Origin of the sequence: Natronoarchaeum sp. GCM10025321, from assembly GCF_042663585.1 — an archaeon.
GTDB lineage: Archaea > Halobacteriota > Halobacteria > Halobacteriales > Natronoarchaeaceae > Natranaeroarchaeum.
The window spans coordinates 2,264,948-2,291,808 of the sequence record NZ_JBHTAN010000006.1; the positions used below are offsets into that span (position 1 = coordinate 2,264,948).

At 61.4% G+C, this 26,861-nt stretch carries 28 protein-coding genes; 14 read left to right on the plus strand and 14 right to left on the minus strand.

The window, feature by feature from the left end; genetic code table 11:
* Positions 1–164: 164 nt before the first annotated feature.
* Positions 165–755 carry a riboflavin synthase gene (locus ACFQL3_RS14490; RefSeq protein WP_377055519.1) on the plus strand — a complete coding sequence of 197 codons (591 nt, stop codon included), beginning with the start codon at positions 165–167 and terminating at the stop codon, positions 753–755.
* On the opposite strand, the gene ACFQL3_RS14495 is transcribed toward ACFQL3_RS14490, so the two are convergent.
* The 5 genes from ACFQL3_RS14495 to ACFQL3_RS14515 are packed head-to-tail and all read right to left on the minus strand — an operon-like array spanning position 752 to position 5,964.
* Positions 752–2,143, minus strand: coding sequence for a PrsW family intramembrane metalloprotease (locus ACFQL3_RS14495; protein ID WP_377055521.1), 1,392 nt, complete (start codon positions 2,141–2,143; stop codon positions 752–754). The genes ACFQL3_RS14490 and ACFQL3_RS14495 overlap by 4 nt on opposite strands.
* A gap of 37 nt (positions 2,144–2,180) precedes the next feature.
* Positions 2,181–3,056 carry a phosphate ABC transporter ATP-binding protein PstB gene (gene pstB / locus ACFQL3_RS14500; RefSeq protein ID WP_377055523.1) on the minus strand — a complete coding sequence of 292 codons (876 nt, stop codon included), beginning with the start codon at positions 3,054–3,056 and terminating at the stop codon, positions 2,181–2,183.
* A gap of 3 nt (positions 3,057–3,059) precedes the next feature.
* The gene (pstA, locus tag ACFQL3_RS14505; RefSeq protein WP_377055525.1) at positions 3,060–4,007 is read right to left on the minus strand and encodes a phosphate ABC transporter permease PstA; all 948 of its coding nucleotides are present in this window, start codon (positions 4,005–4,007) and stop codon (positions 3,060–3,062) included.
* A complete protein-coding gene (pstC, locus tag ACFQL3_RS14510; protein ID WP_377057120.1) occupies positions 4,004–4,930 on the minus strand; it encodes a phosphate ABC transporter permease subunit PstC in 927 nt (308 codons plus the stop codon). Before pstC ends, pstA begins: the two co-directional genes overlap by 4 nt.
* An 8-nt stretch (positions 4,931–4,938) precedes the next feature.
* A complete protein-coding gene (locus ACFQL3_RS14515) occupies positions 4,939–5,964 on the minus strand; it encodes a PstS family phosphate ABC transporter substrate-binding protein (RefSeq protein ID WP_377055527.1) in 1,026 nt (341 codons plus the stop codon).
* A gap of 199 nt (positions 5,965–6,163) precedes the next feature.
* Here ACFQL3_RS14515 and ACFQL3_RS14520 point away from each other — a divergent pair, with 199 nt between their 5' ends.
* Positions 6,164–7,159 (plus strand): PhoU domain-containing protein, encoded by a 996-nt coding sequence (locus ACFQL3_RS14520; RefSeq protein WP_377055529.1) that lies wholly within the window; start codon positions 6,164–6,166, stop codon positions 7,157–7,159.
* 12 nt (positions 7,160–7,171) lie between these two features.
* On the opposite strand, the gene ACFQL3_RS14525 is transcribed toward ACFQL3_RS14520, so the two are convergent.
* Positions 7,172–7,570 carry a hypothetical protein gene (locus ACFQL3_RS14525; RefSeq protein ID WP_377055531.1) on the minus strand — a complete coding sequence of 133 codons (399 nt, stop codon included), beginning with the start codon at positions 7,568–7,570 and terminating at the stop codon, positions 7,172–7,174.
* Positions 7,570–8,097, minus strand: coding sequence for a DUF7344 domain-containing protein (locus tag ACFQL3_RS14530; protein ID WP_377055533.1), 528 nt, complete (start codon positions 8,095–8,097; stop codon positions 7,570–7,572). Before ACFQL3_RS14530 ends, ACFQL3_RS14525 begins: the two co-directional genes overlap by 1 nt.
* Positions 8,098–8,689: 592 nt before the next feature.
* On the opposite strand from ACFQL3_RS14530, the gene ACFQL3_RS14535 reads away from it, so the two are divergent.
* From ACFQL3_RS14535 to ACFQL3_RS14550, 4 genes are all read left to right on the plus strand, one after another.
* The gene (locus ACFQL3_RS14535) at positions 8,690–9,253 is read left to right on the plus strand and encodes a hypothetical protein (protein WP_377055535.1); all 564 of its coding nucleotides are present in this window, start codon (positions 8,690–8,692) and stop codon (positions 9,251–9,253) included.
* Positions 9,254–9,522: 269 nt separating this feature from the next.
* Positions 9,523–9,783, plus strand: a complete 261-nt coding sequence (locus ACFQL3_RS14540) for a hypothetical protein (RefSeq protein ID WP_377055537.1) — start codon at positions 9,523–9,525, stop codon at positions 9,781–9,783.
* A 359-nt stretch (positions 9,784–10,142) separates the two neighbouring features.
* Positions 10,143–11,282 carry a signal peptidase I gene (locus ACFQL3_RS14545; protein WP_377055539.1) on the plus strand — a complete coding sequence of 380 codons (1,140 nt, stop codon included), beginning with the start codon at positions 10,143–10,145 and terminating at the stop codon, positions 11,280–11,282.
* Positions 11,279–12,421 carry a DUF5305 domain-containing protein gene (locus ACFQL3_RS14550; protein WP_377055541.1) on the plus strand — a complete coding sequence of 381 codons (1,143 nt, stop codon included), beginning with the start codon at positions 11,279–11,281 and terminating at the stop codon, positions 12,419–12,421. The genes ACFQL3_RS14545 and ACFQL3_RS14550 overlap by 4 nt, the downstream gene beginning before the upstream one ends.
* Before the next feature lie 57 nt (positions 12,422–12,478).
* Here the strand turns inward: ACFQL3_RS14550 and ACFQL3_RS14555 are convergent, their stop codons facing one another.
* A complete protein-coding gene (locus ACFQL3_RS14555) occupies positions 12,479–13,309 on the minus strand; it encodes an IS5 family transposase (protein ID WP_377055543.1) in 831 nt (276 codons plus the stop codon).
* A 379-nt stretch (positions 13,310–13,688) separates the two neighbouring features.
* On the opposite strand from ACFQL3_RS14555, the gene ACFQL3_RS14560 reads away from it, so the two are divergent.
* Positions 13,689–15,026: a SipW-dependent-type signal peptide-containing protein gene (locus ACFQL3_RS14560; protein ID WP_377055545.1), complete on the plus strand. Its 1,338-nt coding sequence runs from the start codon at positions 13,689–13,691 to the stop codon at positions 15,024–15,026.
* Between the two features lie 351 nt (positions 15,027–15,377).
* Here ACFQL3_RS14560 and ACFQL3_RS14565 read toward each other — a convergent pair whose 3' ends face one another.
* From ACFQL3_RS14565 to ACFQL3_RS14575, 3 genes are read right to left on the minus strand one after another with little or no spacing between them, the layout of a single operon-like run.
* Positions 15,378–15,692 (minus strand): hypothetical protein, encoded by a 315-nt coding sequence (locus tag ACFQL3_RS14565; RefSeq protein WP_377055547.1) that lies wholly within the window; start codon positions 15,690–15,692, stop codon positions 15,378–15,380.
* The gene (locus ACFQL3_RS14570) at positions 15,689–16,270 is read right to left on the minus strand and encodes a signal peptidase I (protein WP_377055549.1); all 582 of its coding nucleotides are present in this window, start codon (positions 16,268–16,270) and stop codon (positions 15,689–15,691) included. The genes ACFQL3_RS14565 and ACFQL3_RS14570 overlap by 4 nt, the downstream gene beginning before the upstream one ends.
* Entirely contained in the window at positions 16,270–16,890 is a 621-nt protein-coding gene (locus tag ACFQL3_RS14575) for a DUF7344 domain-containing protein (RefSeq protein ID WP_377055551.1), read from the minus strand. The genes ACFQL3_RS14570 and ACFQL3_RS14575 overlap by 1 nt, the downstream gene beginning before the upstream one ends.
* Before the next feature lie 638 nt (positions 16,891–17,528).
* Between ACFQL3_RS14575 and ACFQL3_RS14580 the strand changes: the two genes are divergently transcribed.
* Positions 17,529–20,231, plus strand: coding sequence for a vWA domain-containing protein (locus ACFQL3_RS14580; protein ID WP_377055553.1), 2,703 nt, complete (start codon positions 17,529–17,531; stop codon positions 20,229–20,231).
* Positions 20,232–20,424: 193 nt separating this feature from the next.
* Here ACFQL3_RS14580 and pyrF read toward each other — a convergent pair whose 3' ends face one another.
* Positions 20,425–21,258: an orotidine-5'-phosphate decarboxylase gene (gene pyrF / locus ACFQL3_RS14585; RefSeq protein WP_377055555.1), complete on the minus strand. Its 834-nt coding sequence runs from the start codon at positions 21,256–21,258 to the stop codon at positions 20,425–20,427.
* Positions 21,259–21,369: 111 nt separating this feature from the next.
* On the opposite strand from pyrF, the gene ACFQL3_RS14590 reads away from it, so the two are divergent.
* The 5 genes from ACFQL3_RS14590 to ACFQL3_RS14610 all read left to right on the plus strand — a co-directional run bounded on the left by ACFQL3_RS14590 (position 21,370) and on the right by ACFQL3_RS14610 (position 25,420).
* The gene (locus ACFQL3_RS14590; RefSeq protein WP_377055557.1) at positions 21,370–22,029 is read left to right on the plus strand and encodes an HAD family hydrolase; all 660 of its coding nucleotides are present in this window, start codon (positions 21,370–21,372) and stop codon (positions 22,027–22,029) included.
* A gap of 42 nt (positions 22,030–22,071) precedes the next feature.
* On the plus strand, positions 22,072–22,281 hold the full coding sequence (locus ACFQL3_RS14595; protein WP_377055559.1) for a hypothetical protein: 210 nt from the start codon (positions 22,072–22,074) through the stop codon (positions 22,279–22,281).
* A 187-nt stretch (positions 22,282–22,468) separates the two neighbouring features.
* Positions 22,469–23,656: a Re/Si-specific NAD(P)(+) transhydrogenase subunit alpha gene (locus ACFQL3_RS14600; protein ID WP_377055561.1), complete on the plus strand. Its 1,188-nt coding sequence runs from the start codon at positions 22,469–22,471 to the stop codon at positions 23,654–23,656.
* Between the two features lie 46 nt (positions 23,657–23,702).
* Positions 23,703–23,987: an NAD(P) transhydrogenase subunit alpha gene (locus ACFQL3_RS14605; protein WP_377055563.1), complete on the plus strand. Its 285-nt coding sequence runs from the start codon at positions 23,703–23,705 to the stop codon at positions 23,985–23,987.
* Entirely contained in the window at positions 23,987–25,420 is a 1,434-nt protein-coding gene (locus ACFQL3_RS14610) for an NAD(P)(+) transhydrogenase (Re/Si-specific) subunit beta (protein ID WP_377055565.1), read from the plus strand. The genes ACFQL3_RS14605 and ACFQL3_RS14610 overlap by 1 nt, the downstream gene beginning before the upstream one ends.
* An 18-nt stretch (positions 25,421–25,438) precedes the next feature.
* On the opposite strand, the gene ACFQL3_RS14615 is transcribed toward ACFQL3_RS14610, so the two are convergent.
* Positions 25,439–25,885, minus strand: coding sequence for a hypothetical protein (locus tag ACFQL3_RS14615; RefSeq protein WP_377055567.1), 447 nt, complete (start codon positions 25,883–25,885; stop codon positions 25,439–25,441).
* A gap of 61 nt (positions 25,886–25,946) precedes the next feature.
* Positions 25,947–26,396, minus strand: coding sequence for a DUF2240 family protein (locus tag ACFQL3_RS14620; RefSeq protein WP_377055569.1), 450 nt, complete (start codon positions 26,394–26,396; stop codon positions 25,947–25,949).
* A gap of 91 nt (positions 26,397–26,487) precedes the next feature.
* Here ACFQL3_RS14620 and ACFQL3_RS14625 point away from each other — a divergent pair, with 91 nt between their 5' ends.
* Positions 26,488–26,859 carry a 30S ribosomal protein S8e gene (locus tag ACFQL3_RS14625; protein ID WP_377055571.1) on the plus strand — a complete coding sequence of 124 codons (372 nt, stop codon included), beginning with the start codon at positions 26,488–26,490 and terminating at the stop codon, positions 26,857–26,859.
* The last annotated feature ends 2 nt before the right edge of the window (positions 26,860–26,861 follow it).

The window sequence follows — 26,861 nt, forward strand, 5'->3', positions numbered from 1 at the left end:
GAGAGAAATATGTCGTATTCATGTGAAAGTAACTCTTATTAAGCATTACTCCCCCCACGTAGTAATATCCGTGGATTTAGTTCGCACGTCGCTCTGTGGGGCGAAACGGCCGAGGACGGTCGGAACCCGGAATCCTTTCCTCGGGAGCAACCTAACACGAAGATATGTTTACAGGAATCGTCGAGGAGACGGGCGAAATCGTCTCGCGAACGGAGACCGACGACGGCGTTCGGCTACGTGTTAGTGGAGAGACGGTCACCGACGGCCTCGAACATGGCCAGAGCATCAGCGTCAGCGGTGCCTGCCTGACCGTCGAGGAGTTCGGCGACGACTGGTTCGAGACGTTTCTGGCCGCAGAAACCGTCGAGAAGACGTATCTCGGATCGCTCGACGAGGGCGATGCCGTCAACCTCGAACGCGCGCTGGCAGCAAACGACCGCCTTGACGGCCACTTCGTGCAGGGACACGTCGACGGTGTCGCAGAGGTCCGTGACATCCGTCAGGTCGGCGAAGACTGGGAGTTCGAGTTCGGCGTCCCCGAGGAGTTCGACCAGTACGTCGTCGAGAAGGGTTCGATTGCCCTCGACGGCATCAGTCTCACCGTGGCGGACCGGACCGACGAGTCGGTCAGCGTCGCCATCATTCCGACGACCTACGAGATGACGACGCTCTCGGAGAAATCGGTCGGCGCTCCCATCCACCTCGAAGTCGACGTCATCGCAAAGTACGCAGAACGGATGCTGGACGGCTACTAGAACTCCCAGTCGTCGAGGGAGTCGTTGGTGTCGCCACGGGATCTGTCCAGCCCCTCGCTGCTCTCTTCGGATCGGTCCCCCTCGGTGCTCCCGTCAGATCCCTCCTCGTGCGTGTCTCCCGCTCCGCTCCTCCGGGCTGAGTCCCCTTCGTCCGGCCGCGAATCAGGAGCCGACGCCTCCTCGCCCCCGGTGTTGTCTCCGCCACTGTCGGCCGTATTCGTCGTATCCTCCATAGCCGGACTGCTCGACGCCTCGGAACGCACGACCGGCGGTTCGACCGGCGGTGCTCCCGAAGCGATAGACGGGGCGTGGGTCGATCCATCGAACTCGGTCAGCACGGGCGTCGGATCGCGGTCTAACTGACCCGCATCGACCGATCTGTAGGTGTCCTGATAGCGCTTGAGCTTTCGATAGAGGTAGTAGCCGGCGGCACCGTCGAACACGAGGACGTAGACGAGGACCGCCGAGAGCGAGGACATGGACGTCGTCTCGACGAGCCAGTCAGGAATGATGCTCGCCCCCGTATTGTAGGTCGCGTGGATGACGGCGGCGAGGAAGAGTCCTTTCACGACCAGCGGGACGGCGTACTCGCGGTTGAACTTCGCCAGCCCGAGGTAGAACCCGGCGAGCGCGGAGTAGATGACGTGGCCCGGACCGGCGAGTGATCTGGCGGCAGTCGCCCCGCTCGCCGTCTCCAGAATGTCGGCCACCGTCGCCACCGAGTCCAGCGGGCGGGTGATGTAGAGCGCGTTCTCGATCGTCGCGAAGCCAAGCCCTGCAACAGCGCCGTACACCGCACCGTCGATGACCGCGTCGAAGCGGTCGTCGCGATACGCGTACAACCGCACTGCGAGCAGTTTCACTGTCTCCTCGACGGGACCGACGACGAGGAAGAAAAAGAGGAACAGCATCACAGGGGTGCCACCGACCGCCTCGCCGAGTGCGGCCGTCCCGAGCACGGTGACGACACCCTGACCCACCTCGTTCAACAGCGCCGCGGCACCGGCGAGGACCATCGTGAGCAGGAACGTGACGGCGAGTAGTGCGACCGGTTCGTCGGTGGTCACGTCCGTCTGCCAGATGTATCCGGCCAGAATCAACGCGGGGACGACCGAGAGAGCAATGAGCGTCGTGACGACCGGATCGGTGATGGCATCGAGGTTGCCGAACTGGAACTCCGCCACGATGACGAGCGCTGAAAGGGCGATGACGGAGAGAAGTAACAATCCGAACGCGAGCCAGATCAGCAGGCGATAGAGCCGACGACTTTTGTTCTCCGCACCCACGAGCACCCGGTCGAGTCGAGAGCGGGGCTCCCACGTCGACACCTCGTAGAGGTCGACGCCTTCGTCGGCGGCACGTTCGATCGGATCGCGACCGGATCCCATACACCCGCTAAAGGGCGGGATCGGGTTAGTTGTTATCCTATCCGAACTTGCCCGTGATGTAGTCCTCGACGCGCTGGTGCTCGGGGTTCTCGAAGATCTTGTTGGTGTCGTCGAACTCGACGAGCTGGCCGCCGGTCAGGAAGACCGCGGTCTTGTCGGAGATGCGGGCCGCCTGCTGCATGTTGTGCGTGACGACGACGACGGTGTACTCCTCGGCGAGGTCGGCGATCAGGTCCTCGATCTGTGATGTCGCGACGGGGTCGAGCGCGCTTGCTGGCTCGTCCATCAGGACGACCTCCGGATCGGGGGCGATGGCCCGGGCGATGCAGAGCCGCTGTTGCTGGCCGCCCGAAAGGTTGAGCCCCGACGAATCGAGTTGATCTTTGACCTCGTCCCAGAGCGCGGCGCGTCTGAGCGCCTGCTCGACGGCCGCGTCGAGGTCCTCGGTCTGGCCCTTGATACGGAGGCCGTAGGCGACGTTGTCGTAGATCGATTTCGGGAACGGGTTCGGCTTCTGGAACACCATCCCGATCTTCCGCCGGAGCGCGACCGGATCGACGTCGTCGTCGTAGACGTCTTTCCCACGGAAGCGCAGGCTCCCGGTGATGTCGGCGGCGTCGACCAGATCGTTCATCCGGTTGATACACCGCAGGAACGTCGACTTTCCACAGCCCGAGGGGCCGATGATCGCCGTCACTTCCTTCTCCGGGAGGCCGACCGAGACGGGCTGGAGCGCCTGAATGTCGCCGTACTTGACGACCAGATCTTCCGCCTCGAGGATCGGGTTCCGGACGGTGGCGATCGATGGTGCCATCTCGTCGTCAGCCTGAGAGCCGAACTCCCGTCCGGCCTCGTCGTCTGTTTCGGTGTCGGTCTCCGTCGCCGTCGTCGTGCCGAGTGTTGTGTCGCTCATGGATTATGTGGGTGTGTCGTATTTGTTTCGGATATAAATCGCCGTTGCGTTCATCAGCAGTAGCGCGGAGAGCAGGACGATGATCCCGGCCGCCGCGACGTGCTGGAACTCGTTTGCTGGCTGGCGTGCCCAGTCGAAGATCTGCATCGGCATCGCCGCGAAGGCGCTGAGCGGGCCGTTCGGCGGGACGAACATCGACGTCGCCGCGCCGATCATGATGAGGGGGGCCGTCTCGCCGATCGCCCGGGAGAGCGACAGGATCGTTCCCGTCATGATGCCCGGGAGTGCGTTCGGGAGGACGACGTTCCGGATCGTCTGCCAGCGCGTCGCGCCGACGCTGTAGGAGGCGTTTCGGAGCGAGTCCGGCACCGCCCGCAGCGCCTCCTGCGAAGAGACGATAACGATCGGGAGGATCAGCAGTGTCAGAGTCAGTGCGCCGGCGAGCAGACTCGATCCGGTGTTGAGCGCCCGGACGAACATCGCCAGTCCGAGCAGACCGTAGACGATCGAGGGGACGCCCGCGAGGTTGGAGATGTTGGCGTTGATCAGAGTTGTCAGCCAGTTGTCGGCGGCGTACTCTTCGAGATAGATCGCCGCACCCACGCCGAGAAACAGCGTGAATATCGCGGTCATGATGATGAGATAGATCGAACCGATGAGTGCGGGATAGATCCCGGCGGGACGCGTCTCCGGGTTGCCGTACATCGAGGGGTCGAAGTTCTCGATGAACCGCGAAGGCGGGTAGGTCAGGAACTCCCAGGTCAGCCAGCCCCACGCCTCGGAGACCACGTCCGCGAGGAGTGCGACCAACGCGACGATACCGACCATCGTCGCGGCCAGACAGACGCCGACGAATAGCTTTCCGTACAGGCGCTTGCGCTGTAACTGCTCGCCGCCAGCAAGCGGGAACCGATCCTCGACGACGCCGCCGTCAGTCTCTTTAGAGCTCATTGGTACTCCTCCCGATATCGCGATCTGATCGCCAGACTCAGCACGTTCATCGCGAACGTCATCACGAACAACGTGATTCCGACCGCAAAGAGGCTCTGGTAGCCGACCGAGCCAACCGAGACGTCGCCAGTCCCGACCTGGACCATGTACGAGGTCATCGTCTGGACCGGGTCGAGCGGGTTGGCCGTGATCTGCGGGGTCAACCCTGCTGCCAGTACGACCGCCATCGTCTCACCGATCGCCCGCGAGACCGCGAGGATGTACGACGCGAGGATCCCTGAGACGGCCGAGGGGACGACGATATCAGTGCTGACCTCGAACTTCGTCGCGCCGAGGCCATAGCCCGCGTTACGGAGTTCGTCCGGGACTGCGCTCATCGCGTCCTCCGAGAGCGAGGAGACCATCGGAATGATCATGATCCCGACAACGATCGACGCCGACGCCGCGTTGAACGTCCCCGTCTCGGGGAAGACCCGCTGGATAACCGGCGTAATAAACGAGAGCGCGAAGAAGCCGTACACGATCGTCGGGACACCGGCGAGGATCTCGAGCGTCGGTTTGACGACCGATCGGATCCGTTCGTCGGCGTACTCGCTGAGATAGATTGCCGTCGCCGTTCCCACAGGCAGGGCGACGAGCGCGGAGCCGACAGTGATCATCAGCGTCCCGTAGACTAGCGAGAGAACGCCAAAGCGTGCCGGGTTCTGCTGTGGTGCCCAGTCGGCGCTCGTGTAGAACGAAACGATAGAGACCTCCGAAAAGAAGGTCCAGGCCCCACGAAACAGGACGACGATGATCGCGACCGTCGTCAGGACTGACAGGAACGCGCAGGCGAAAAACACCCATTTGACGAGTTTGTTCCGGATCTGTTCGCCGCCCGTTCCCGCACCCGTGAGCCCCGAATCACCGGAGTATGTGTCCATTCCTGCCATTAGTTGACCTCTTCGATTGCCTCACGAAGCCGTTCTGCCTCCCGATCGACGAGCGAATCCGGAATCGCGTACGATCCGACCCGCGGGGCGACTCTCTGCGTGACCGCGGGCCCGTCCGGGTCCTCGCGATGGAAGAAGAACTTCACGAACTCCCGGACCGTCTTCCGTGTCAGTTCGGCCACGTTCACGTAAACGTACATCGACCGGGAGAGCGGCGTGTACGCGTCGTCGCCCGGGTTGTCCTCGAACGCCTTGCCGATCGTCTCCTCGGTCGGGATGACGCCGCCGTTGTCGTCGTCGACGGCGATCAGTTTCAGGTCCTCCTCGTTCTCGTAGTAGTAGCCTGCGCCCCCGAAGCCGAGAGCGTGTTCGTTGCCCCGGACGCCCCGGACGATGACGTTCGTGTCGGACGTCTTGTTGTAATCGCCCGTGACGTCGCCAGCGGTGCCGTTGATCTCTTCGGTGAAGTAATCGAACGTCCCCGAGTGCGAGTCACGGCCGTACAGGACGATCTCCTCGTCGGGCCAGTCCGAATCGATATCGCTCCAGCGCGTCGCGTCCGCGTCGGAGCCCCAAATCCGATTGAGTTCCTCGACGGTGAGCGTATCACACCAATCGTTTTGCGGGTTGGCGTAGAGCGCGATCCCGTCCAGCACGACCTCGAGTTCGAGAAACTCGATGCCGTTCGCTTCGGCGGTCTCGCGTTCGCCGTCGGTGATCGGCCTGCTCGCGTTCTGCAGGTCCGTCTCACCGACGGTGAACCGCTGGAACCCTGCCCCGGTACCGGAGCCCCGGATCGGGATCCGAACCTGGTTGTTCTGCCACTGGAACTCCTCTGCGACGGCCGCGGTATGCAGGAAGACCGTATCACTGCCGTCGATAACAATCTCACCGGACAGATCGCTGCTCTGTCCACGAGCAACACAACCAGCGAGGCCGGCTAACCCGGCACTTCCGGCCGTCAAAAGGAACCCACGACGCGACGAGTTGTTCAGGCGGTCACCAGACTCCCGGTGATTTGCCATCACAAATACTGTGGAGATGGGAGGTCTAAATACGCTTCTATGATCAATAAATAGTGCCATATAGATATATATTTCTTAGTTCATTAACGACCCATAACAATCGGAAACAGCCATCAGGGCGGCGCAATCTCGCGGAGTGATCAGAGACGGCTGCTCTATAGATGGGAGGAGTTTAGTATCGCACGCCCGAACGGCAGGTATGGAGACGCGGAAAGTCCAGATCACCGGCGGCTCGACGTACACAGTCTCGCTACCGAAATCGTGGGCGACGGAGAACGACGTCGCGGCCGGGAGCGAGGTCGAGTTTTACGTCGAGAACGATTCCCTTCTGTTGATGCCGAAAACCGACGAGGAACACACCGAGGGAACGCTGGACGTGACCGACCTCGAGGGCGACCAACTCACCAGAGCTGTGATGACGATGTACGTCAGCGGCTTCGACATGATTGCTCTCGAAGGCAACGAGATCACGAGTGAGCAGCGCCGCGCGATCCGGAGCGCCACCCAGAGCCTGATCGGCGTCGAAGTGCTCGAAGAGACCGGCGAGCGCGTCGTCCTGCAGGATCTACTGGACTCCTCGGAGCTATCTATCACGAACGCCGTGACGCGGATGCGCCTGATCGCCGAGTCGATGCTCGCGGACGCGGTGACGGCACTCGTAGAGAACGACGACAACCTCGCACGGGACGTCATCCAGCGGGACGACGACGTCGACCGGCTCTGGTTCGTCGTCTCGCGAACCTTCCGGGCTACGCTCCGGAACACGAGCGCGGCCACGGAACTCGGCCTCCCGCGCGAGGACTGTTTCGATTACCACTCCAGCGCGCGCCAGCTCGAACGCAGTGCCGATCACGCGGCCAAGATCAGCAAGCTTACTCTCCAGCTCGACGATATCCCCGAGGACGTCACCGACGAGATAGTCGACCTCCACGAGGAGGCCGCCGGCATCATCGATCAGGCGATGGACGCGCTGCTGACCGACGACAGTTCCCGATCGAGCGAGATCGCCCACCAGGTCCGGGAGTCGATCCTGGAACTGGACGAGCGGAGCCGCCGCATCGACGACGAACTGCGAACGCTCGATCCCCACGAGGCACAGCTACTCGGGATCATCGTCGACTCGCTCTCCCGGAGCGCCGACTACGGCGGTAACATCGCCGAAACGGCGCTGCAGAAGGCTGCACCGCGGCCCTGAAAGGGGGGCTGCTCACTCACACTCGACCGTTCGGTCGAGCGACACCTCGACACCGGAGCCGCTCGCCTCAATCGTGATCGGATCGCCACAGTCGATTGATTCGAATGTTTTCGTCTCACTCTCACCAGCGTCGAGACTCATCTCCTGGCTCTCCCCACCGACGCTCACGTTCATTTCGTCGAGATCAGTGCCGCCAGAGAACTGATTGGTGACGGTGAGGTTCAGCGTGGATCCATTGTCGGCCTGTTCGGTCTCCTGTTCGACGCCCAGATACGCGTCCGGATCGTCGACGACAGTCACCTGCGCCGGGCGCTCGGCGGTCATCGCACTGAACGATCCGGTAGACGTGATCAACAGGAGTGCAACGATTAGCGCGACCACCCCGACCACGAGTCGACTGTTCCGTCTCATCAGTCTGCCACCTCCGGCGGTTTGTCGCGGGCACCGACCCGCATCCGGTACTTGTTATCGTAGTAATGCCCGATGGCCGATACCGCGAGAACGGTGACCAGAAAGACCTGCCACGAGAAGGGCGAAAAGAACGAGAACGGAGCGATTCCAAGCCCGATACCGGCGACACAGAACGTGCAAAAGCCAGCTAACCCGAGATAATACGTCCCCCAGGGGATGCCGCGTTCCGGTAACACGTCGACGTAGAAATCACAGTTCAGGACGGGTTCGGTGAGTTCGACGGTCCCCCGCTGTGAGTCGTAGTCGACGAACCCGTAATCGTCCATCTTCGGCAGATGGAACTGCCGCAGCGCGTTCTGGACTCGTTTCCGCTCCTGTGCGGTGAGGTGCTCGGCCGGCTTGTCGTACTCCCAGCTTGCGATCTGTTCGGCCAGTTCGCCGATATCGACGGGGGCGGGACGCTGCGAAGTGAAACTGTACTGCTGTTTGAGGTAGTGGATCGCGAATCGACGTCGTTGGTTGCTCAATACCTCCAGAACCGTATCTCTCGAGAACTCTCCGTGTCCGATCGAAGGGCTCTTCGATCCTACCGAGGAGTCGGAAGATACACTCATTGCTCGATCAAGAGTTCAATGCAGTATCATTTTAGTATATCCAGCTATCTTGGGGTAACCTCACATAACTTCGGACGGAGGCGGATACGAGAATACAGTTCGAATAGCCGGTCTGAAATCACGAAGCAAAGAACTGGACTAGATACGTTTACTTGGGTATGTAGTTTATATTTGAGTTATTCTGTACAGTTTGATTATGACTTCGAGAGACGTCGACGGAAGGACGCTTCTTCAGGTGCCAGAGGGAACCGCATTCGTGCGAATTGCTACGAGTACACACGTACGAATTATAAGCATCTTAACCGATTGGAACAGACTGTTTGTTCACGCTCCATAGGCTCTATTTCGATAGCACAAGCGTTCTCTCCGTCGATGCTGGTCGTATATACCAAAGTGGGACACCGTGGTGCAACACGATGTGCGCCGCAGCGGAACGACGGTCGACGTGTGGGTGCTGACGAGTCAGTGGGTGAACCGGCGTACGACAAACTAAAGTGAGACAACAATGGAACGACGCAAATTTCTGATCGGAACGGGATCGCTCGCCGCCGGCGCGGCGGCAATAACAGGGAGTGGTGCGTTTACCGAGGTGCAGGCTGATCGCGACATCAACGTCAATGTCGCCGACGACTCAGATGCATTCCTCGAAATCAAACCCGCCGACAGTCCAAACGGCGACGCGTACGCGGAGGAAACGGACGACCCCGGAACGATACAACTGACTTTCGACGACAACGCTACCGGTGTGGCCGGAAGTGGCGTTAACGACCGTGCCCTTGTCGAGTTCAAGAACGTGTTGACTATCAGGAACTCAGGCACTCAAGAGGTCAGACTGGGCATGACTTTTGGTCCTGATGGCTTCGACGACGATTACAGTGGGAACCAGGGTGCTGTCGCGCCCACCGGGCCGCTCCTTCGTAGGGAACCCGATTCTAGCCAACCCACGCTCGGCAAGGGGGAAACTTTCACTACCGGTCTCTTCTTCAATCTGAAAAAGGACAAAAACGCCGACGAATTCCTGGAAGCGTTGGAGACGATCACCATCCACGCCGACGCCGAACAGGTCTAACAGAAACCCCCATCAAGACAGGGGCTCCAAGCTGAAACGGCGAAAAATACTCGGACTCGAGACGACGGCGGCAGGCGGGGCCTCGCTGCCTCGGGTCCGAAGCTTTCGCCTCGGTCGAAGCAGATCGCGACCTTACAGTCAATGACACCTCTGATAGTGGCACATTCCTGGGACTGCGGACCAGCGACGGCCCGAACGGTGAGTACGTCACCGAAACGAACGGCTAACTCTCCCTCACTATCACGGAGACCGACGCCGGTGGCAGTGGCGTGAATCCTGATGCCGAGACGCTCATGGACGATGTCCTCGTGGTCACTAATAAGGGGACCCAAGAGATCTCGTTCCTATTCAGCGGTTGTGGAATGGACGGTTGGTTCACCTCTAGGTTCGGTGTCTACGTCGTCGACGGAAACGAATGGATCTCCGTGATGACATGTGACGCAAACTTTGCGAACGAGTTCGAGGAGAAATCACGAGGCGCGGCGGTCTCGACGGACAGAACGTCCTCGAACCGGGCGATTCGGCTGTAGTTGGGGTCGCAGTCAAATCAGGAGGCACTACCATCAAGAGCCGGACCGATCTGACGATCACAGCCGAGGCGACTGCCGACGACTGAAATCTCGCACTAAATCGCGCGTTCTGGGTCGGCTTCTTTTTGAATACACGACCCGCAAATCGTGTGAATCAAAATCATGCCAGTGGACTGGATGAGCGGAAGTAACTGAAAAGTTCTGTGTGGAATATGGCTCTTACCGGGAGTATGTAGCACATATAAAATACCGATACTGGAGCGAGTACATCGTGGGATGAACCCACTCGAAAGCACCCGGAAGCCAACCATCAGGAACCGACGTTCGCATGTCGAGTCACCGATCGATCTTGTGCGGATATGAGCGTGCGATCTTACGTCGAGACCGGTGTCGTCGTGGTGCTACTGCTCCTCGTCGCAGCCTTACTCGCCGGCCAGGCCCTCGGTCAGCCGATCCTGCTCTCCTATGCCGAAACCGGCAGCATGGAGCCAACCATCGACGCCGGCGACGGCTTCGTCGCGATCCCCGCCGAACTCACCGGCTCCGTCGACGAGGGCGACGTGATTACCTTCCAGTCCGAGGAGGTCCACGGGGGTGACGTCACGACGCATCGGGTCGTCGAGATAACCGAGGAAGGGTACGTCACGAAAGGCGATGCGAACCCGTTTACCGATCAGGACGATGGGGAACCGCTAGTTACTGAGGGGCAGGTCCTGGCGAAGGCCTGGCAGGTAAACGGCGAGGTCGTCGTGATCCCGAACCTCGGGACGGCCGTGTCGACGGTCCAGTCGGGTGTCGAGCGGGTGCAACACACCGTCGCGTCTGCGCTCGGGATCACCGCCTTGCTGCAGGTGCAGTGGGTCGCCTTCTTGCTCCTGCTCGTGAGCGCCGGAGCGTTCCTGAGTGGACTGCTCGGCGAGGGGCGTCGACGCCGGGACCGCGATCGAACGCAGTCCCGAAAGGGGGTCTACAACGCCGGGCTCGTGATCGGGGTGCTCACGCTGCTCATCGTCGCCACGGCGGCAGGGACGATGCTCGCCGCCGGGGGGACCCAGGACTACGGGGTCGTGAGCGCGGAGTTCGACTCCGATCGGCCGGACGTGATCCCGCAGGGGGAGACGGCGACGTGGACCGTCACCACACAGAACAGCGGCTTGTTACCCAGCTACGCCGTGATGGAACCGGCGAGTTCGGGCGTCGAAGTCGAGCCGGAACAGCAGTATCTCGGGCAGCGTAGCGAAGCCAACGCGACGGTGCAGATCACGGCACCACCGGAGACCGGCTACTACGTCAGAACCGTTGCGGAGTACCGGTATCTGGCCGTCCTGCCGCCCTCGGCGATACAGGCGTTGCATTCGGTGCATCCGTGGTTGGCGGTCGGCACGATCAGCGGCGTGATCGGCGCTGCGTTCGCCCTGCCGCTGGTGTTGCTGTTCGGGACGGGGACGATTCGAACGCGACAGCCAAGACGAACGATTCTGGGGGAGAGACAATCATGAGCGACGACGACAATCGACACGGAGTGGCATCGACTTCCGACAAACGGCTGGCTGGGCTTCGCAGGTTCGTTGCGGCGCGGTACACGACCATCGTCGTCGCCCTGGTCGTCTTACTGCTGATCGGCGGGGCGTTCACCGCCACGACGCTGGCCGGTCCGGATACCGAGGGCGACCAGGAGCGTGTCGTGTGGACGGATTCGGGCGAGTTTACGCACTCGGCTGTCGTACAGAACGACACCGAAGCGTTCGAGCAGGGCGACGTGTTAGAGAACCGCGGGACGTACTTCACACGCGTCTCGCCGGAGCTAGATGTCGAGTACGAGTACCGACACGAGACGGCGAACGGGACCGTCGACGTCGAGACGGAGCTCCTGTTGATACTGCAGTCGAGCGACGGCGAGGAGGTGTACTGGGAGCTGACAGAATCGCTCGACAGCGAACAGTCGGCCTCGATCGCGGCCGGGGATTCCCACACCGTCGCCTCGTCGGTCGACGTGAGCGATCTTCAGGAGCGGGTCGAAAGGATCCAGGAGAACCTCGGTGCCGACCCCGGAGAGACCGACGCGAGAATCGTCGCCCGGTCGGAGATCGAGGGCACGGTCGAGAACCAGTCGGTTAGCCACGTCCGAGAGGACGTGCTCGTCATCACCCCAGACGGCGAAACGTACAGCGTCGACACGACGATGGACGATACAGGGTTCGGGGATCGGAGCGAAACCGTCGCCGGAACCGCCGAGAGGAGTTCGCTCAGAACGCTCGGCGCACCGCTGCTGTTCGTCGTGTCGCTGGTGGGTCTCGTCGGTGTCGTCGGCGCGGAGAAACGCGGCCATCTGCAGATCCCCGCCGATACACGACATCACGCCGACCGCAGGAAGTTCGACGACTGGATCACGACCGGATCCCTGCCGGCATCGCTTGCGGACCAACCGACGATCGAAGTCGATTCGCTCGAAGGGCTCGTCGACGTCGCCATCGACAGCGATCGGCGCGTCATCGAAGACTCCAGTGCGGAGTGCTACTACGTCACAGAGGACTCTATACTGTACAAGTACGAGCCAGCGGCTGATTCCGCTGGGACGCAGGAAGACGGGTCGGACTCGGAGGGAGACCGGGACGAGGAGTCCGATCCCGCTGCGTGACGGCCAGTCGGTGAATGACTGAAACGGCCGTGTTGAATCGCTGTAAGGCGTTGGAATTCATTGTTTGACGAAGCGCTTTATGTTATAGACAACACACATCAAGGCAATCTCGCGGAACTCACGGAACCAAGACCGCGCTCGCACGGCGAAGCCGAGCGAGCGCTTCACAGCCGAGTTCACGGTTTCGGTCATAGAGCGCTGATTGTAGCGGTTTTCGTCGATTCTGGCGTTGTGTGCGTGGTCGTACGGCGCGAAGATACGATGCTTGATCAGTGGTCTGATGTCGAGATCACGTAGTGCTTCACGGAGTGACTGCTTGTCATAACCTTTATCGGCGGCAAGAGACCGCAGATCGCCCGCATTCCGGCGGGCGATCTGCTCGGCAAGGTCTGCGTCGCTTCCTTCCCGGTTCGTCGAGCAGTGTACGTCAAGGACGGCTTGAGACTCTGTATCGACGAGTTTCGTGACTTTGAGTTTCTGGACGCGGTAGCTGATTCGCTGGCAGTAGTGGCGGCTCGCAGCTGATCGTTCGTAGAATGTTGCGTCAATAGCTCCGTGTTTCGAGGGATCGTGCAGCTGCGCCGACTGGCGCAGCAGCACTCGGCAGACGCTCATACTGATTCGGTCGAACGCTTTACACAACGTGGATGGAGAGGGGAGATCGGCCGCGCTGAGGCCGATCTCCCCGGTTATTTGTGGCATTTCCTTGAGCAGGTCAATCGTCATCCGGTAGGACGCATCGAGGTAAATCCGTAGACAATGTAGGGAAACAAGAGCATAGTCGGCGAATCCGCCGCCACCTTCCGGGGCGGCGGATTCGCTTCCATCGCCAGTAACGTTTTGAGCAATCGGCACAACTTCCCCAGTGAAGCGGGAGATTTGCGTCATAGACACTCGCATCCTCCCGCTTCAACTCCTTTGATTTACTGACTCGTTCCGCCGCTATCTAGTGATTCAACGCAGCCACTGAAACGGTCGCTGGGAGTTCGGTCAGACTTTTTGGATAGCTCTCAGGTCCACAATGGCGCTTCAGAAGGCTGCACCGCGTCCGTGAGAGTCAGATGGAACCGCCGTGCCGGCGTCTAATTGTCGCTATTAGCCATTTCTAATAGCTATATTATTCCGCTGCTACGACATGTTACACGAATGCTTGCGAGCTAAAGACTCCGTCTAGCGAACCATCAGCTTGTATATATATACGCCCCATCACCGGGCACTATCTGATACGTGGCAGTTGGCGAGACGCCGTCTGTCGCGTGGAAAAACTATGGCAGACGAAAACAGCGGACGACTCAATCGACGTAGCGTACTCGCCGGAATCGGCGCTGCCGGCACCGGTGCAGCGCTCGGAGGGCTTGGCACATCAGCGCTGTTTACCGACGACAATCACCTCAACGACAACGAGATCGTCGCGGGTGAACTCGACCTATTTGTGGACTGGCAGGAAGCATACGACATGGGTGACGGGCTGAAACTCATCGACGTGTTCCCTGATGCCCACCCCACTGACGGTACCCAGGATGATCTAAAAAAGGGTATCTGTGAACATGAAAAGTACGAACTCAGCGACTTCGAGGATCCGCTCAACAGCTCGAAACGATCGATAATCGACTACCACAGCAGGGATATCACATCGGGAGACAATTCTAACGAGCCGCTCGTCCACCTTGACGATGTCAAACCGGGCGACTGCTGGGAGACGACACTCAGCTATCACCTCTGTGGCAACGACGGTTGGGTCTGGTTCCGGACAAAGAACCTCCGCTTTGAGGACAAGAATGCCGATAATAAACCGACCGACCACCTCGCTGACAAGGCGGAGGCGCGCGTCTGGTATGACATGTACGAGGGGATGTATCCCCCGACCAACGGTGCGGGCTCCGTAAGCGGCGAAATCGGCGAGGGAACATCGGGGATCGACGAGATCATCACGACGGGCAGCGACGACCGGTTCGGTCAGGCGGCTCGAAACTACAACTGTGACGACTACGAGGAGCGGCTCGAACAGTTCGCCGAGGGCGACCTCGACGGAGACGAGTATTTCGGAGAGGAGTTCGAAGAGGAGACGTCGGTTAACGGACCCTGTGGCGAAATAACAGTCAATAGTAGGGACACGAACGACGGAAGCGTCACGCTCTCGTCGGACGGTCCCGTCGTGATCGTCAGTGTGAAAGGCGGTGACGAGGGCGAGCAGGTCTACGTCTTCGAAGTGCCCGTGATCCTCGATGAGGCGACGTTCTCGACGCCCACCGGGCAGGGTATCAGCAACATCGACGTGTGCTGTCTCGAAAACGGCGACAACGGCGGCAACGGCGAGATGGTCGAGCCCGGCGACAACGTCTATCAGTACGGCAAAGAGCCAGTCATCGCGGAAGGGACCCTGCGGGAAGTTCTTGAAGAACTCGAAGGCGGCGCCCTACTCGATGGCGATTTGGACTCCGACGATCCCGCCTGCACAACCGCGTCGAACACCTATTACATCGGCTTCGAGTGGTGTCTCCCGAAGGAGGTCGGCAACGAGGTCCAGCAGGATCGTCTGGAGTTCGACTTCGGCTTCTACACCGAGCAGTGCCGCCACAACGACGATCCGTCGAATCCGTTCTAGGAACAATAGAGCAGAGACGACGGCAATGACGGTGCTGGCGGGAGCCGAAGTACCGTCGCAGTTCGGTGCCACGCTGCCATTCGACGTTCTGATTTTTAGTGGTACGCTGGAGATGTCGGTGAAAGAGTACCCAGTTTCATTTGCTGGCGGAGTACTCTGAGCCCTCTCACACGCAGTCCCGCCGACGTCGACGAGGGAAACGACATCACAAAGGGAGGCCGAAGTAAGACGAGAGAAGCTACTGGCGTTCGAGCGGGTGAGAAATCACGCAGTGTGTCCCTCAAGCGGACAAGCCCTCACGGTATGACCGCTGGTCGGAGAAAACGGGCCGATCAAAATACGTGGCGAACGCTACTCGGACTCCTCGCTGCTGTCTTCATCATCCGACTCGTCTTCGTCAGCATCGTCTGATTCCTCCTCGACCGGTTCGTCACCCTCCTCGTCAGTCGGATCGCTAACCTCCTCTCCGGAGTCCGTCTCGTTCTCCGGCGTGTCGTCGGCCGTCGGCTGCCCAGTTTCGTCGTTTACTTCATCAGGGCCTTCGATCTCGTTGCCGTCCAGCGAGAGTCCGTCGCTGAGCAGTCCGCCGGACATCCCGATCGAGAGACTGACAAGCCCGAGCACGGCAATCACGCCAACGAGTGCGACTCTACGTTGTCGGCTCATTGTTTTCTCACCTCCTTGTCGTCGGCCTCGGCCGGTTCGTCTCCCTCTGCATCAGGCTCGTCGGCGCCTTTCGCCTTCTGTAGCTCCCAGATCTCGGTGCCGATCAGGGCTATCCCCGGAAGGACGATCAGTGAGACGATCCCGAGCCACGTCTGGGCGAAGGCGACGAACCGCCCGAAGTAGGGGATTGTGAGGGTCACCTCGCCGATCACCCGTTCGCCCGCGACCGGTTGTGCGTCCGGGGTGTCGTTCGCGTCGCCCTGCGTGACGAACTGTATCTGTCCGCCATCCTCCTCGATGTCGACGACGCGATGTGTCGTCCGGCGGTCGTCGGCGCCCGGTGGGGTGAACGTGATCACGTCGCCTTCCTCGATCTCGTCGGGGGTACGTTCGGTGACGACCACGACGTCACCCCCGTCGATAGCCGGCGACATGCTGTCAGACGTGACGACGTAGCTCTGGTCGGCACCGACCAGTTGGGGAACGGCAACGACGCCGACAAGACAGAGCATCATGATGAGGGCGAAGCCAAGCAACAGGCGTGCGGCAGCACTGAGCTTTCTGCGGATGTGCGACATCAGTGATCACCCTGTGGCGGCCCCTCGGCCCCGATCTGCATTCGTCTGTCGTGCAGCACGTGTGCGATACCGGAAACGAAAAACAGGGCCGAAAACAGCACCGCGGCGATTCCGCCCGCCAGGACCGAAAAGGGCGGGAGCCCGACCACCACGAGCGCGGCGAAGCCGACACAGAGCGCGCCGAGACCGGCGTAGTAGCTGCTCCACGGGATACCGTCGTGTGGGACGACGTCGAGATACACGTCGAGCTGGGTAGCCGCGTCGGTAAGTGCAACTGTCGACCGGTCGGGATCGAACTCGACGACGCCGCCATCGTCCATCTTCGGGAGATGGGACTGGCGCAGTGCCGTGTACACCCGGACCCGTTGCTGGTACGTCACGTCGCCGGGCTCGATATCGTTTTCCCACGCCGCGATCTGTCGCGAAAGCGTCCGGAGCGTCGCCGTGCCGCCGTCCCGGCGGAGGTAGTGAAGGACGTGGCGGCGTCGCCGACAGCTCAACATCTGAAAAGCGAGCTCCTGGTCGATCGGCCCGTGCTCGACGCTCGAGTGGTCGCCCTCGGCCGACTCCCCCGGATCGGCCTCCACAGATGCTCCCTCCTGTACCGCGGTCTGGCTCATACCCGATCACTCCCGGATCGGCTCCCGGTAGCGACATAGTTGCTTGCTGCCATCGTTCCACTTTCGGATGCAGTCGCCCTCCCGAAAGTAATGAAATATATTCCAGCAGGTAAAGAATGGCATCGTTTGGTAACCTGCGTTATCGCGCCAGTAAGGTGCTACTACTGGCACTGAGCGGCCCGGACTGGTCAACCCCTCTGCGGCGTCACCGACTACGCTGGCGAACTTGACGACGACGGTTCGACATCGACGGGCCTCGACCCTTGCGAGGCCCACCGCTGTGGCGACCGTCGATTCGCTCTCGCAGAGCGCCAACTACGGTACCAACATCGGCGAAACGGCGCTTCAAAAGGCCGCGGCGTGACCCGGATCGGCAAGGTCGTTTCGGTTCGTCCCGGTCGCCGATTGGTTCACATGCCGCCGTGACGATGCCAACGGCCGATTCGATAGGCATTATTTTGTTTGGACAATTACACGTGTATTATATATTATATACTTGCCAGTCAATAAAGAATGATCTTACTTCGACTACAGAAGATAGCTCTCTAACATCTATCTTGTTGTGTATATATATCATGCCCCCTCCGGTCAGCATTTTGTGTAGTGTTCCCGAGCAAACCGGGGCACACGGTGAAAGCATGTCGAAGGAATCCAACCGAAACATCACACGACGCAACGTGCTTGCTGGCATCGGCGCTTCCGGCATCGGGGTCGCGCTCGGCGCGCACGGCGTCGCCGCAGGCGAACAGGAGGACGGAAACGACAAATATCAGGTCCCGGTCGCGATGGACTGGCAGGAATCGTTCTACAAGAGCGGCAAATGGAAGCACGTCGAGGCCTTCCCGGACAGAAACCACGACGCGATGCAAGACGATCATATCGACTACTGCGACGGGGGGGAGCTGAACGGCGCCCTGGTCGACGTCGAAGACCCGCTCAGCTCGGGCCTGCGCACGGACAACAAGTACACCGATCCGGGCGACCCGCTGATCGACTTCCACGGGGTCAAGCCGGGCTATGGCGGCGAGGCGACGCTGAGCTACCACCTCTGTAACGAGCCGGGCAAACTCAAGTTCAAAGCCCGCGATGTCCACGTCGACAAGAAGCTCGCGCACTTGGCCCGAGCGCGCGTCTGGTACGACGAGTTCGACGGCGCGAAGCCGCCGAGCAACGGCAACAACGGCCCGATGTACCCGACGGTCATGGGGCCGGTCAACGACGGTACCGACGGTACCGACGAGATCGAAGAGATCATCGTTACGGGTGACGATTCCCGCTTCCCCGAACCCGGTGCCCGAAACTACGACTGCGACGACTACGAGGACCGGCTCGGCCGGTTCGAAGACGGTGATCTCCAGGGAGACGAACTCTTCGGGGGAGGATTCAGCGAGGGCGACACGGCGTCGGGGGAGTGTGGCACGATCACGGTCGACGCCAGGACCTCCGGAACCGTCACGCTGTCCTCTGATGAACCCGTCCTGATCGTCAGTGTGAAAGGCGGAAACGAGGGAGAGAACGTCTACGTCTTCAATGACTCCGTCATCCTCGACGGTGCCACGTTCTCGACGCCCACCGGGCAGGGTATCAGCAACATCGACGTGTGCTGCTTCGAGAACGGTAATGGCGGCAACGGCGGCAACGGCGGCAACGGCCACGACGACCGGGGAGACAACGTCTACCAGCCCTACGAGCCGATCATCGCCCAGGGATCGCTCAAGAAGGTGCTGTACAAGCTGAAGAAGGGCGTTCACATCTCCGGCGACCCCTACGTCGCCGATCCGTTCGACCGGGAGGGTATCCACTACTACGCCTACCCGCGGAAGAACACGAGCAGCATGGAGACGGCGCCCGCCGAAAAGTACGACCCCGGATGGATCACCGATCACAACGTCGACGAGCACGTTCACGGGAAGAAGGCCAAGGAGTTGGCAGATCTCAAAGAGGGCATCGAGATCCACATCGAGGGTACCGGGTACGCCGCACGCAGCAAAGACCAGCCGCTTCCGGACCTCCGTATCACGGTCGAGGAGGTCATCACTGACAAGAAAGGCAAGCCGGTCGGCTTCGAATGGAAGAGCAACCTACCGATCTGCCGGGTCGAGATCGCCAGCGGCCAACATACGAAGCTGAACGTGTTCGACCGTACTCGGGAAGGAACCGCGCTTGCGCCGCTCTATGACGACTACGACGACGACCACGGCCGACGGCGGCCGATGACCGCTGTCCGATTCGGCGTCTGCGGCGAACGCGACGATGACGACTACTGCATCGAGAACTCCAACACCGGCTACATCGGCTTCGAGTGGTGGGTTCCCAAGCATTCGGGCCTCGAAAAGAAGACCAAATTCGAGGCAAACTTCGATTTCACTGCGGAGCGGTGCCTGAGGGAACCGGGGTGTCCGGATTGTGAGGTGCCGGATCCAGGCGAGGACGACTTCGATGTCACCATCGAGAGCATCGACGATAGCGCCTTCCCGACCGTAGAAGCTACTGCCCGCGTGGACACTGCTGCGGGCGGCAAGGGCGATCTGGAAGCAAGCGACTTCCAACTCTGCGAGGAGACAGTCGGTGGGCTCGGTGACGGGTACTGTGGCCAAGAGATCGAAGACGTCGCTTTCGGTGGCGAACAGGAGGAAACCCTCGCCGACATCATGTTGGTGATGGATACGTCGGGATCTATGGGGGGTAGCAAAATCGAGAACGCTAAAGACGGTGCAATAACGCTCGTTGGCGGTGATACCGATACCGACAACGATGCGAACGTCGGCGGGTTCGACCCGACGGTCAACGTCGGTCTCGTCGAGTTCGATAGCTCCGCATCCCTCATCTCGGAGCTTGGAACTGATCAGAACCAGGTCGAAGACGACATCGACGGCCTCAGTGCTGGCGGTGGCACGGACGTCGGTTCTGGAATCTCCGAGGCTCAGCTTGAATTCGACACCTCCGAGAACAACCGCGACAACGCTCCCGACTTCATGATCGTTCTCGGGAACGGGGATACGTCAGGGGGCGAAGTGCCAGCGAACGATGCCAAAAACAGCGGGACGACGATCTACGGGATCGCGTACGGTTCCGGTGCGGCGGTGAGTGATTTCGATGATATCTCCGGGGAAGTCCCCAACGACCCCGACTACGAGGACTACACCTTCGACGCCGACGGGGACGATATTACGGACATCTTCGACGAGATCGGCCAGCAGATCTTCGGCACCTACACCCTCAAATACGAGACGGAAAACTTCGCGACCGACGGCAACGACCGCAACGTGCTGGTGTACGTCGACGACCCCGACGAGGGCGACGCCGACGCAACAGAAACGTACACTGCACCGAGCAGTTGAACACTAGATCGACCGGTATCGCACCCGGTCGGTCTGATCGGCCGGTCGCGCGTCCGGTTCCAGAGTCTGGAGATGACCAGATTGCTCCCAAGGAGAACGCTCAGCGAACCGAACGTATCTACGTCGGGAGGGGAACTTCATCGATCTCGTCCGGACTGCGCTCGGTAAGCATTGTCCCGCTAGTATGCCTATTCTACCGATACTGGTTGAGCCGTTTTTTCAGCCGTTTTGCGGCGTCGCCCGCCGCGCCCGTGAACTGGTCGACGTCTACCTCGCCCCGCCCGGCGCTCTCGCCGGCGAAGATGATCCCTCGCGAGGAGTTGACGACGCCGACACCGTCGGCGAGACCGTGTTCGACCGCGGCTTCGGCGTCGCCGCCCTGACTGCCGACGCCCGGGACGAGGAAGGGGAGGTCGGGAACCTGCTCGCGGACCGACTCCAACTCCTCCGGCGTGGTCGCGCCGACGACGAGTCCGACGTTGTCGTTCTTGTTCCACGTGTCCGCGAGCGCGGCGACGCGCTCGTAGAGCAGGTCTCCCTCGGCGAGTTCGAGGTCCTGCAGGTCCGCGCCGCCGGGGTTCGACGTCCGGCAGAGGATGAACACGCCAGCGGTCTCGGTGTCGAGGAACGGTTGTAGCGAGTCCCGGCCCATGTAGGGGTTGACCGTGATGGCGTCCGCGGCGGTACTGCTGGCGTCCGGGTCGACGAGTTCGGCGTACTGGCGCGTGGTGTTACCGATGTCCGCCCGCTTGGCGTCGAGGATCACTGGCACGTCCTTCCCCTTCGCGTAAGCGATGGTCTCTTCGAGCGCGCGCCAGCCGTCGGGGTCCTCGTAGAAGGCGGCATTGGGCTTGAACACCGCCGCGTGGTCGTGCGTCGCGTCGATGATCCGGCGGTTGAACGCGAAGCGCGGGAGGTCGTACTCGTGGAGCGGCTCGGGGATCCTGCTCGTGTCGGGATCGAGGCCGACGCTGACGACGCTGTCGACCGTCTCGATGCGGTCGGCCAGTCGGTCGAAGAAGTTCATGCTTGCTCGTGCGAGAGCAGTCCACTACAAGATACCGATCACTGCCGGAGAAGGGCAGATAGCGATATCCGCGACAGACAGGCTCAAATCCCCTGCCACGTAGTAGTAGATATGACGCTGTCGGCTGTCGTCTTCGATCTGGACGAGACGCTTGCCATCCCACGCCGCGAGCGAGGAACGATCCTGACTGACGCGATGGCCTCCATCGACGCCCCCCTGCCCACGCGACAGGAGTACCAGAGCGCACACGGGCGCCATCTGACCGACGAGACCCGTGCACCGATCTTTTCGGAGATCTTCGAGAACTACGACGCAGACACTGATCCGGACGCCGCGGCGACGGCCTACCGCAACGAGATAGCCGCCTCGCTCGTGCCCGTCGCCGACGCGGAGTCGCTGATCGCTCGGCTTCGCGAACGCTACCGGGTCGGACTGTTGACGAACGGCCCGGTCGTCGCCCAGCGGGACAAGATCGAGACGCTTGGCTGGGGCGACCTCTTCGACAAAACGATCGTCACGGGTGAACTCTCGGCCGGAAAGCCGGACTCGCGTGCGTTCGAGGCGATCCTCGGTTCGCTATCGGTGCCGGCGGAGGAGACAGTGTACATCGGCGATCAGGTACGGACCGACGTTCACGGCGCGAAAGACACGGGTATGCGAGCAATTCAGGTGCTGTACGAGGGCGGCCCCGACCCGGATAGCCGGGCCGACGCACACGTCGAACGGGCGGCGCTGGCGACGGAGCTACCGGCCACGCTCGGCGCGTTCTGAACCGCCGGATGATTGAAGTTCGTGTACTCCTTGACACCGACTATGCCACAGATTGACGGTATCATCAAAGAACGGTACACGAGCGACGAGATCGCCGAGGACCTCCGGGACCTGATCGACGCCGATGTCCTCGACCCCGACGACGAGGACGCGCTCGAACGCGTTGCACGAGAGTTCTACTTCAGAGGGCTCGTTCATGGCCACGCCAGCGAAGAGAAGGTCTCGGATATTCGGGCCGATTTCGGCTACTAGCGCGGAGCGACACGACCGGGTTCGTCTCTCACTCGTGGCTGCTGTTCGACCCGTGATCTGTTGGCAGATCTTCACTTGCGACATCGTCAGTATAGCGGCATTTATTGGCGTAAAAGCGGTCCAGCGCCGCTTCTCGTTTCGACGGTGTTATTACCCGATAGTTTCCAGAAAGGTGTAAGCATAACACATGATAATCGGTGTCCCAGAAGAACGATACGAAGAAACTCGGGTGGCATTGATTCCACCCGTCGCTGAGGGACTCGTCGAAGACGGGTTCGACGTCCTCGTCGCCGCCGGAGCGGGCGACGATGCAGGATGGAGCGACGACGAGTACCAGGCTGTCGGGTGTGAGATAGTCGATGACGACGACGTCTTCGAGCGGTCTGACGTCCTCTTTCAGGTGCGAGCACTCGGTGCCGCAGCGGAGAGCGAGACGGACCGCTATCAGGAAGGCCAGATCGTCATCGGACTGCTCGGTCCGTACGACGTCGACGACGAACTGGAGACGCTTGCCGGACAAGACGTCACCTCGTTCGCACTCGAGTTGATGCCGCGGATCAGTCGGGCACAGAGCATGGACGCACTCTCGGCAATGGACAGCATCAGCGGCTACAAGGCGACGATGATGGCCGCAGAGACGCTTCCAAAGATCTTACCGATGGAGATGACCGCTGCCGGAACCATCCAGCCAGCGGACGTCTTCGTCGTGGGTGCAGGGGTCGCCGGACTGAAGGCCATCGCGACCGCCGAACGCCTCGGCGCGTCCACGAAGGCCTACGACATCCGGCCGGAGGTCAAAGAGGAAGTCGAGAGCCTCGGCGGGGAGTTCGTCGAACTGGATCTCGAAACCGACGACGACGCCTCCGATGATCAGGGCCAAGCGACCGAACAGGACGAGGAGTTCATCCGGAAACAGCGCGAGATGATGACCCGGGTTGTCGGCGAGGCCGACGTCGTCATCACGACGGCGAACATTCCGGGGCGGCCAGCACCGGAACTCGTTACCACTGAGATGATCGAGGAGATGGCTCCCGGCTCGGTCGTCGTCGACCTCGCGGCAAAGCGAGGCGGCAACTGCGAACCCACTCAGCCCGACGAACGGATCACCCACGAGGGCGTCGAGATTATCGGCCCGACGAACGTTCCGGCGACCGTCGCCAGCACGTCGAGCAGACTCTACGCCAACAACGTCGTGAACTTCTTCGAGAACCTGCTCGACGACGGCGAGGTAGTCGTCGATACTGATGACGAAATCATCGACGATACGATGCTAACCAGAGACGGCGTCGTTCGGGATCCGCATCTCGACGACGAAGCGGAAGAAGAGGAAGAAGAGGAAGGAGTAGAGCAGGAAAGGACGGAGGTAGACGAATGATCGAGACGACTCACGCACCTACTGCGGACCGACCGGAGGCGAACCGATGAGCCTGATCCAGAACCTGACCCTGTTCGTGCTGGCGGCGTTCCTGGGCTACGAGATCATCACGAAGATTCCGACGAACCTGCACACGCCCCTGATGTCCGGATCGAACGCGATTACGGGAATCACGCTGGTCGGTGCGGTCGTCGTAGCCGGATCCGGCGAATCCACGATAGCGACCGTCCTCGGCTTTCTGGCGGTCGTCATGGCGACGGTCAACGTCGTCGGCGGATATCTCGTCAGCCACAAGATGCTCAGTGACTTCAAGAAGGGAGGTGGCGCCTGATGCTGCTGGACGTCGCGCCCGACTGGGTACTGCCGATTGCATACCTGCTCGCCGCGATGATGTTCATCCAGGGGTTGCGGGACATGACTCACCCCCGCACCGCGATGCGGGGCAACCTGATCTCGGCCGCCGGGATGTTCGTCGCCGTCGCGGTGACCGTCGTCTGGTTCGAGATCATCTCGCCCATCGTTCTCTTCAGCGGACTGATCGTCGGAACGGCCGCCGGGACGGTGCTGGCACTCCGGGTCGACCGCACCGAGATGCCCCAGCTAGTCGGCGTATTCAACGGCTTCGGTGGCGGCGCGTCCGCCGTCGTCGCCGGCGCTGAACTGATCGAGATACAGATCGGCGGCGGCGTACTCCCGACAGAGGTTGCCGTCGCCGCCGTCTTTTCGGGGATCATCGGCGCCGTCACCTTCTTCGGTAGCATGGTCGCAGCCGGAAAGCTCCACGGCGTCGTGACGAGTTCGGCGGTCCGATACTCCGGCGAACAAGCTGTCAAGCTCCTGACGCTGGGACTGGCGCTGGTGGCCGGTGGCTACCTCGTCACCCAGCCGGACGTGCTGGCGGCACAACTCCAGGGCGACTTGCTGCCGTCGTACTGGTTCCTGATCGCCGCCGCATCGCTGCTCGGCGTCTTGCTCGTGATTCCGATCGGCGGCGCGGACATGCCGGTCGTGATCGCACTGCTGAACGCCTACTCCGGGCTCGCGGCCGCCGCGACCGGGTTCGTGCTGAACAACACCGCGCTGATCATCGCCGGCACCCTCGTCGGGGCCGCCGGGATGATCCTCACCGTGATCATGTGTGAGTCGATGAACCGGTCGCTGACGAACGTGCTCTTCGGCGGCTTCGGCGAGGAGCCAGACCAGGCGGAGATGGACGACATCTACGAGGGGAACATCACCGAGACCTCCCCCGAAGAGGTGGAGATGCTGCTCGACGTCGCTGACCGAGTCGTCATCGTGCCGGGCTACGGGATGGCCGTCGCCCAGGCACAGCACGCCGTCGCCGAGCTAGCCGGTGAACTCGCGGACAACGGCGTCGACGTGGAGTTCGGTATCCACCCGGTCGCCGGCCGGATGCCGGGGCATATGAACGTCCTGCTGGCGGAGGCCGACGTGCCCTACGAGCAGATGCGCGAACTGGAGGAGGTCAATCCGACCTTCTCCCAGACCGACGTTGTAATCGTCACCGGCGCGAACGACGTCGTCAACCCCAAGGCGAACACCGACGAATCCAGTCCCATCGCGGGAATGCCCGTGCTCAACGTCTCTGAGGCCGGGACGGTCATCGTCAACAAGCGGAGCCTGAGCCCCGGCTTCTCCGGGATTCCGAACCCGCTGTTCGCCGAGGGCAACACGAGCATGCTCTTTGGCGACGCCAAAGCGTCGATGCAAGACCTCGTGAACCTCTACAAGGAGAACAACTAGACGGTTTTCGCGGCCGCTTTACGCGTCGTTTTCTGCCAGTGCCGCGCTGACCACATCGAGGACGGCCGCCGCACGCTTCGTTTCTGCGCCGCTCTCGACGAAGACGAGCGTCTTCGGCCGATGGACGGCTTTCGGACGAACCCGGAGCCCTTCGCTTTCGGCGCGGTCCGCCGCGACCTCTTGGCCTGCCGAGAGCTCTATCCGGACCCGGTCGTCGTGGGCGAACGCCTGTGCGATCCGGCAGCCCTCGCCGCTTGCGTGCTGGCGTCTGGAATCGTCCGGGTCTTCGACTCGCTCTTCGGTCCACTCGATATCGTAGGCGCGGTCACCGTCGGCAGTCCCCGAGACCGCCCGGTCCGGATTCGTCACTGAGAGCCGCCCGAGCGCACCGTCGACGCGCCCGTCTATCTCCGAGGAGAGCAGTTGGGCGATCCGGACGCCGTCGGTGACGCGTTTCTCGACCATACCGAATGCTCGCGCTCGGCGGGTTTCGGCTTTGCGTTCTCTCGAAGCGTCCGAGAGGATGTCACTCCCCGCCCAGTTTCTCCCGCGCCTGCCGCGCTACATCCGAGAGGTCGACCCCGTTCCGGCGCCCGAAGACGACGGCGGCAGTCTCGATAGTCACGCCGAGGTCCGACTGGAGACGGTTGATGCCCGCGACCGCCGCCTGTTTCTCGATCCCCTCGTCTTCGAGCGCCGAGAGCGCCTGCTCGAAGGGTGATCGCTGCTGGATGATCTCCTCGTCGGGGACGAAGCCGTCGGGAACCGCGACCTCGTTCGGGTCGAACGTGATCTCGACGTGGCCGTCCGACCGGTCGAGCAGGCCACGCCCGGTCGCAACGTCGACGAGTCGGGTCGCCTGATCCGGCGAGAACCAGTCCCGGTCAAGCGACAGCGCGACGACGAACTCGTTTTCGGCGAGCCGTTCGGCTCCCTTCTGGCGGAACGGCGCGGCGACGGTGATCCGGAGGCTCATGTCTTGCAGGTACAGGACGCGCTCGGTAAACCTGCCGGTCTTCGGCCCACAAGTCGATCCATTCAAGTGTTGCCCGCTGTTTCTCCACTGTATGGTAGACCACGGACGCTCTATGCGAAAGCGAACAGGCGGGCGACTCCGACCGAACACTGACCGCAAGAAACACCAACTCGGCCGCGAACCGACCGAGACCGGCCTCGGCGAGACGTCGATCCGAACCATCGACGCACGCGGTGGCACCCGCAAAGTTCGCGCACTCAACATCGATACCGCAAGCGTCGCTGACGGCGACGAGACGGTCCAGGCGGAGATCGAGGACGTCGCCGAGAACGCGGCGGACCCGAACTACGCTCGACGAAACATCATCACGAAAGGTGCGGTCATCGAGACGACCGAAGGGCGTGCCCGCGTGACCTCCCGACCCGGTCAGACCGGTCAGGTCAACGCCGTTCTGGTCGAGTAACG

Coding starts and splice junctions, on each gene's coding strand:
- ACFQL3_RS14570 (WP_377055549.1), bottom strand. CDS start 16,270: ATGTCGCACATCCGCAGAAAGCTCAGTGCTGCCGCACGCCTGTTGCTT.
- ACFQL3_RS14615 (WP_377055567.1), bottom strand. CDS start 25,885: ATGGTCGAGAAACGCGTCACCGACGGCGTCCGGATCGCCCAACTGCTC.
- ACFQL3_RS14545 (WP_377055539.1), top strand. CDS start 10,143: ATGAGCGTGCGATCTTACGTCGAGACCGGTGTCGTCGTGGTGCTACTG.
- ACFQL3_RS14550 (WP_377055541.1), top strand. CDS start 11,279: ATGAGCGACGACGACAATCGACACGGAGTGGCATCGACTTCCGACAAA.
- ACFQL3_RS14575 (WP_377055551.1), bottom strand. CDS start 16,890: ATGAGCCAGACCGCGGTACAGGAGGGAGCATCTGTGGAGGCCGATCCG.
- ACFQL3_RS14605 (WP_377055563.1), top strand. CDS start 23,703: ATGAGCCTGATCCAGAACCTGACCCTGTTCGTGCTGGCGGCGTTCCTG.
- pstA (WP_377055525.1), bottom strand. CDS start 4,007: ATGAGCTCTAAAGAGACTGACGGCGGCGTCGTCGAGGATCGGTTCCCG.
- ACFQL3_RS14490 (WP_377055519.1), top strand. CDS start 165: ATGTTTACAGGAATCGTCGAGGAGACGGGCGAAATCGTCTCGCGAACG.
- ACFQL3_RS14620 (WP_377055569.1), bottom strand. CDS start 26,396: ATGAGCCTCCGGATCACCGTCGCCGCGCCGTTCCGCCAGAAGGGAGCC.
- ACFQL3_RS14565 (WP_377055547.1), bottom strand. CDS start 15,692: ATGAGCCGACAACGTAGAGTCGCACTCGTTGGCGTGATTGCCGTGCTC.
- pstC (WP_377057120.1), bottom strand. CDS start 4,930: ATGGACACATACTCCGGTGATTCGGGGCTCACGGGTGCGGGAACGGGC.
- pyrF (WP_377055555.1), bottom strand. CDS start 21,258: ATGAACTTCTTCGACCGACTGGCCGACCGCATCGAGACGGTCGACAGC.
- ACFQL3_RS14555 (WP_377055543.1), bottom strand. CDS start 13,309: ATGACGCAAATCTCCCGCTTCACTGGGGAAGTTGTGCCGATTGCTCAA.
- ACFQL3_RS14580 (WP_377055553.1), top strand. CDS start 17,529: ATGTCGAAGGAATCCAACCGAAACATCACACGACGCAACGTGCTTGCT.
- ACFQL3_RS14625 (WP_377055571.1), top strand. CDS start 26,488: ATGGTAGACCACGGACGCTCTATGCGAAAGCGAACAGGCGGGCGACTC.
- ACFQL3_RS14600 (WP_377055561.1), top strand. CDS start 22,469: ATGATAATCGGTGTCCCAGAAGAACGATACGAAGAAACTCGGGTGGCA.
- ACFQL3_RS14560 (WP_377055545.1), top strand. CDS start 13,689: ATGGCAGACGAAAACAGCGGACGACTCAATCGACGTAGCGTACTCGCC.
- ACFQL3_RS14495 (WP_377055521.1), bottom strand. CDS start 2,143: ATGGGATCCGGTCGCGATCCGATCGAACGTGCCGCCGACGAAGGCGTC.
- ACFQL3_RS14610 (WP_377055565.1), top strand. CDS start 23,987: ATGCTGCTGGACGTCGCGCCCGACTGGGTACTGCCGATTGCATACCTG.
- ACFQL3_RS14590 (WP_377055557.1), top strand. CDS start 21,370: ATGACGCTGTCGGCTGTCGTCTTCGATCTGGACGAGACGCTTGCCATC.
- ACFQL3_RS14595 (WP_377055559.1), top strand. CDS start 22,072: ATGCCACAGATTGACGGTATCATCAAAGAACGGTACACGAGCGACGAG.
- ACFQL3_RS14535 (WP_377055535.1), top strand. CDS start 8,690: ATGGAACGACGCAAATTTCTGATCGGAACGGGATCGCTCGCCGCCGGC.
- ACFQL3_RS14520 (WP_377055529.1), top strand. CDS start 6,164: ATGGAGACGCGGAAAGTCCAGATCACCGGCGGCTCGACGTACACAGTC.
- ACFQL3_RS14525 (WP_377055531.1), bottom strand. CDS start 7,570: ATGAGACGGAACAGTCGACTCGTGGTCGGGGTGGTCGCGCTAATCGTT.
- pstB (WP_377055523.1), bottom strand. CDS start 3,056: ATGAGCGACACAACACTCGGCACGACGACGGCGACGGAGACCGACACC.
- ACFQL3_RS14515 (WP_377055527.1), bottom strand. CDS start 5,964: ATGGCAAATCACCGGGAGTCTGGTGACCGCCTGAACAACTCGTCGCGT.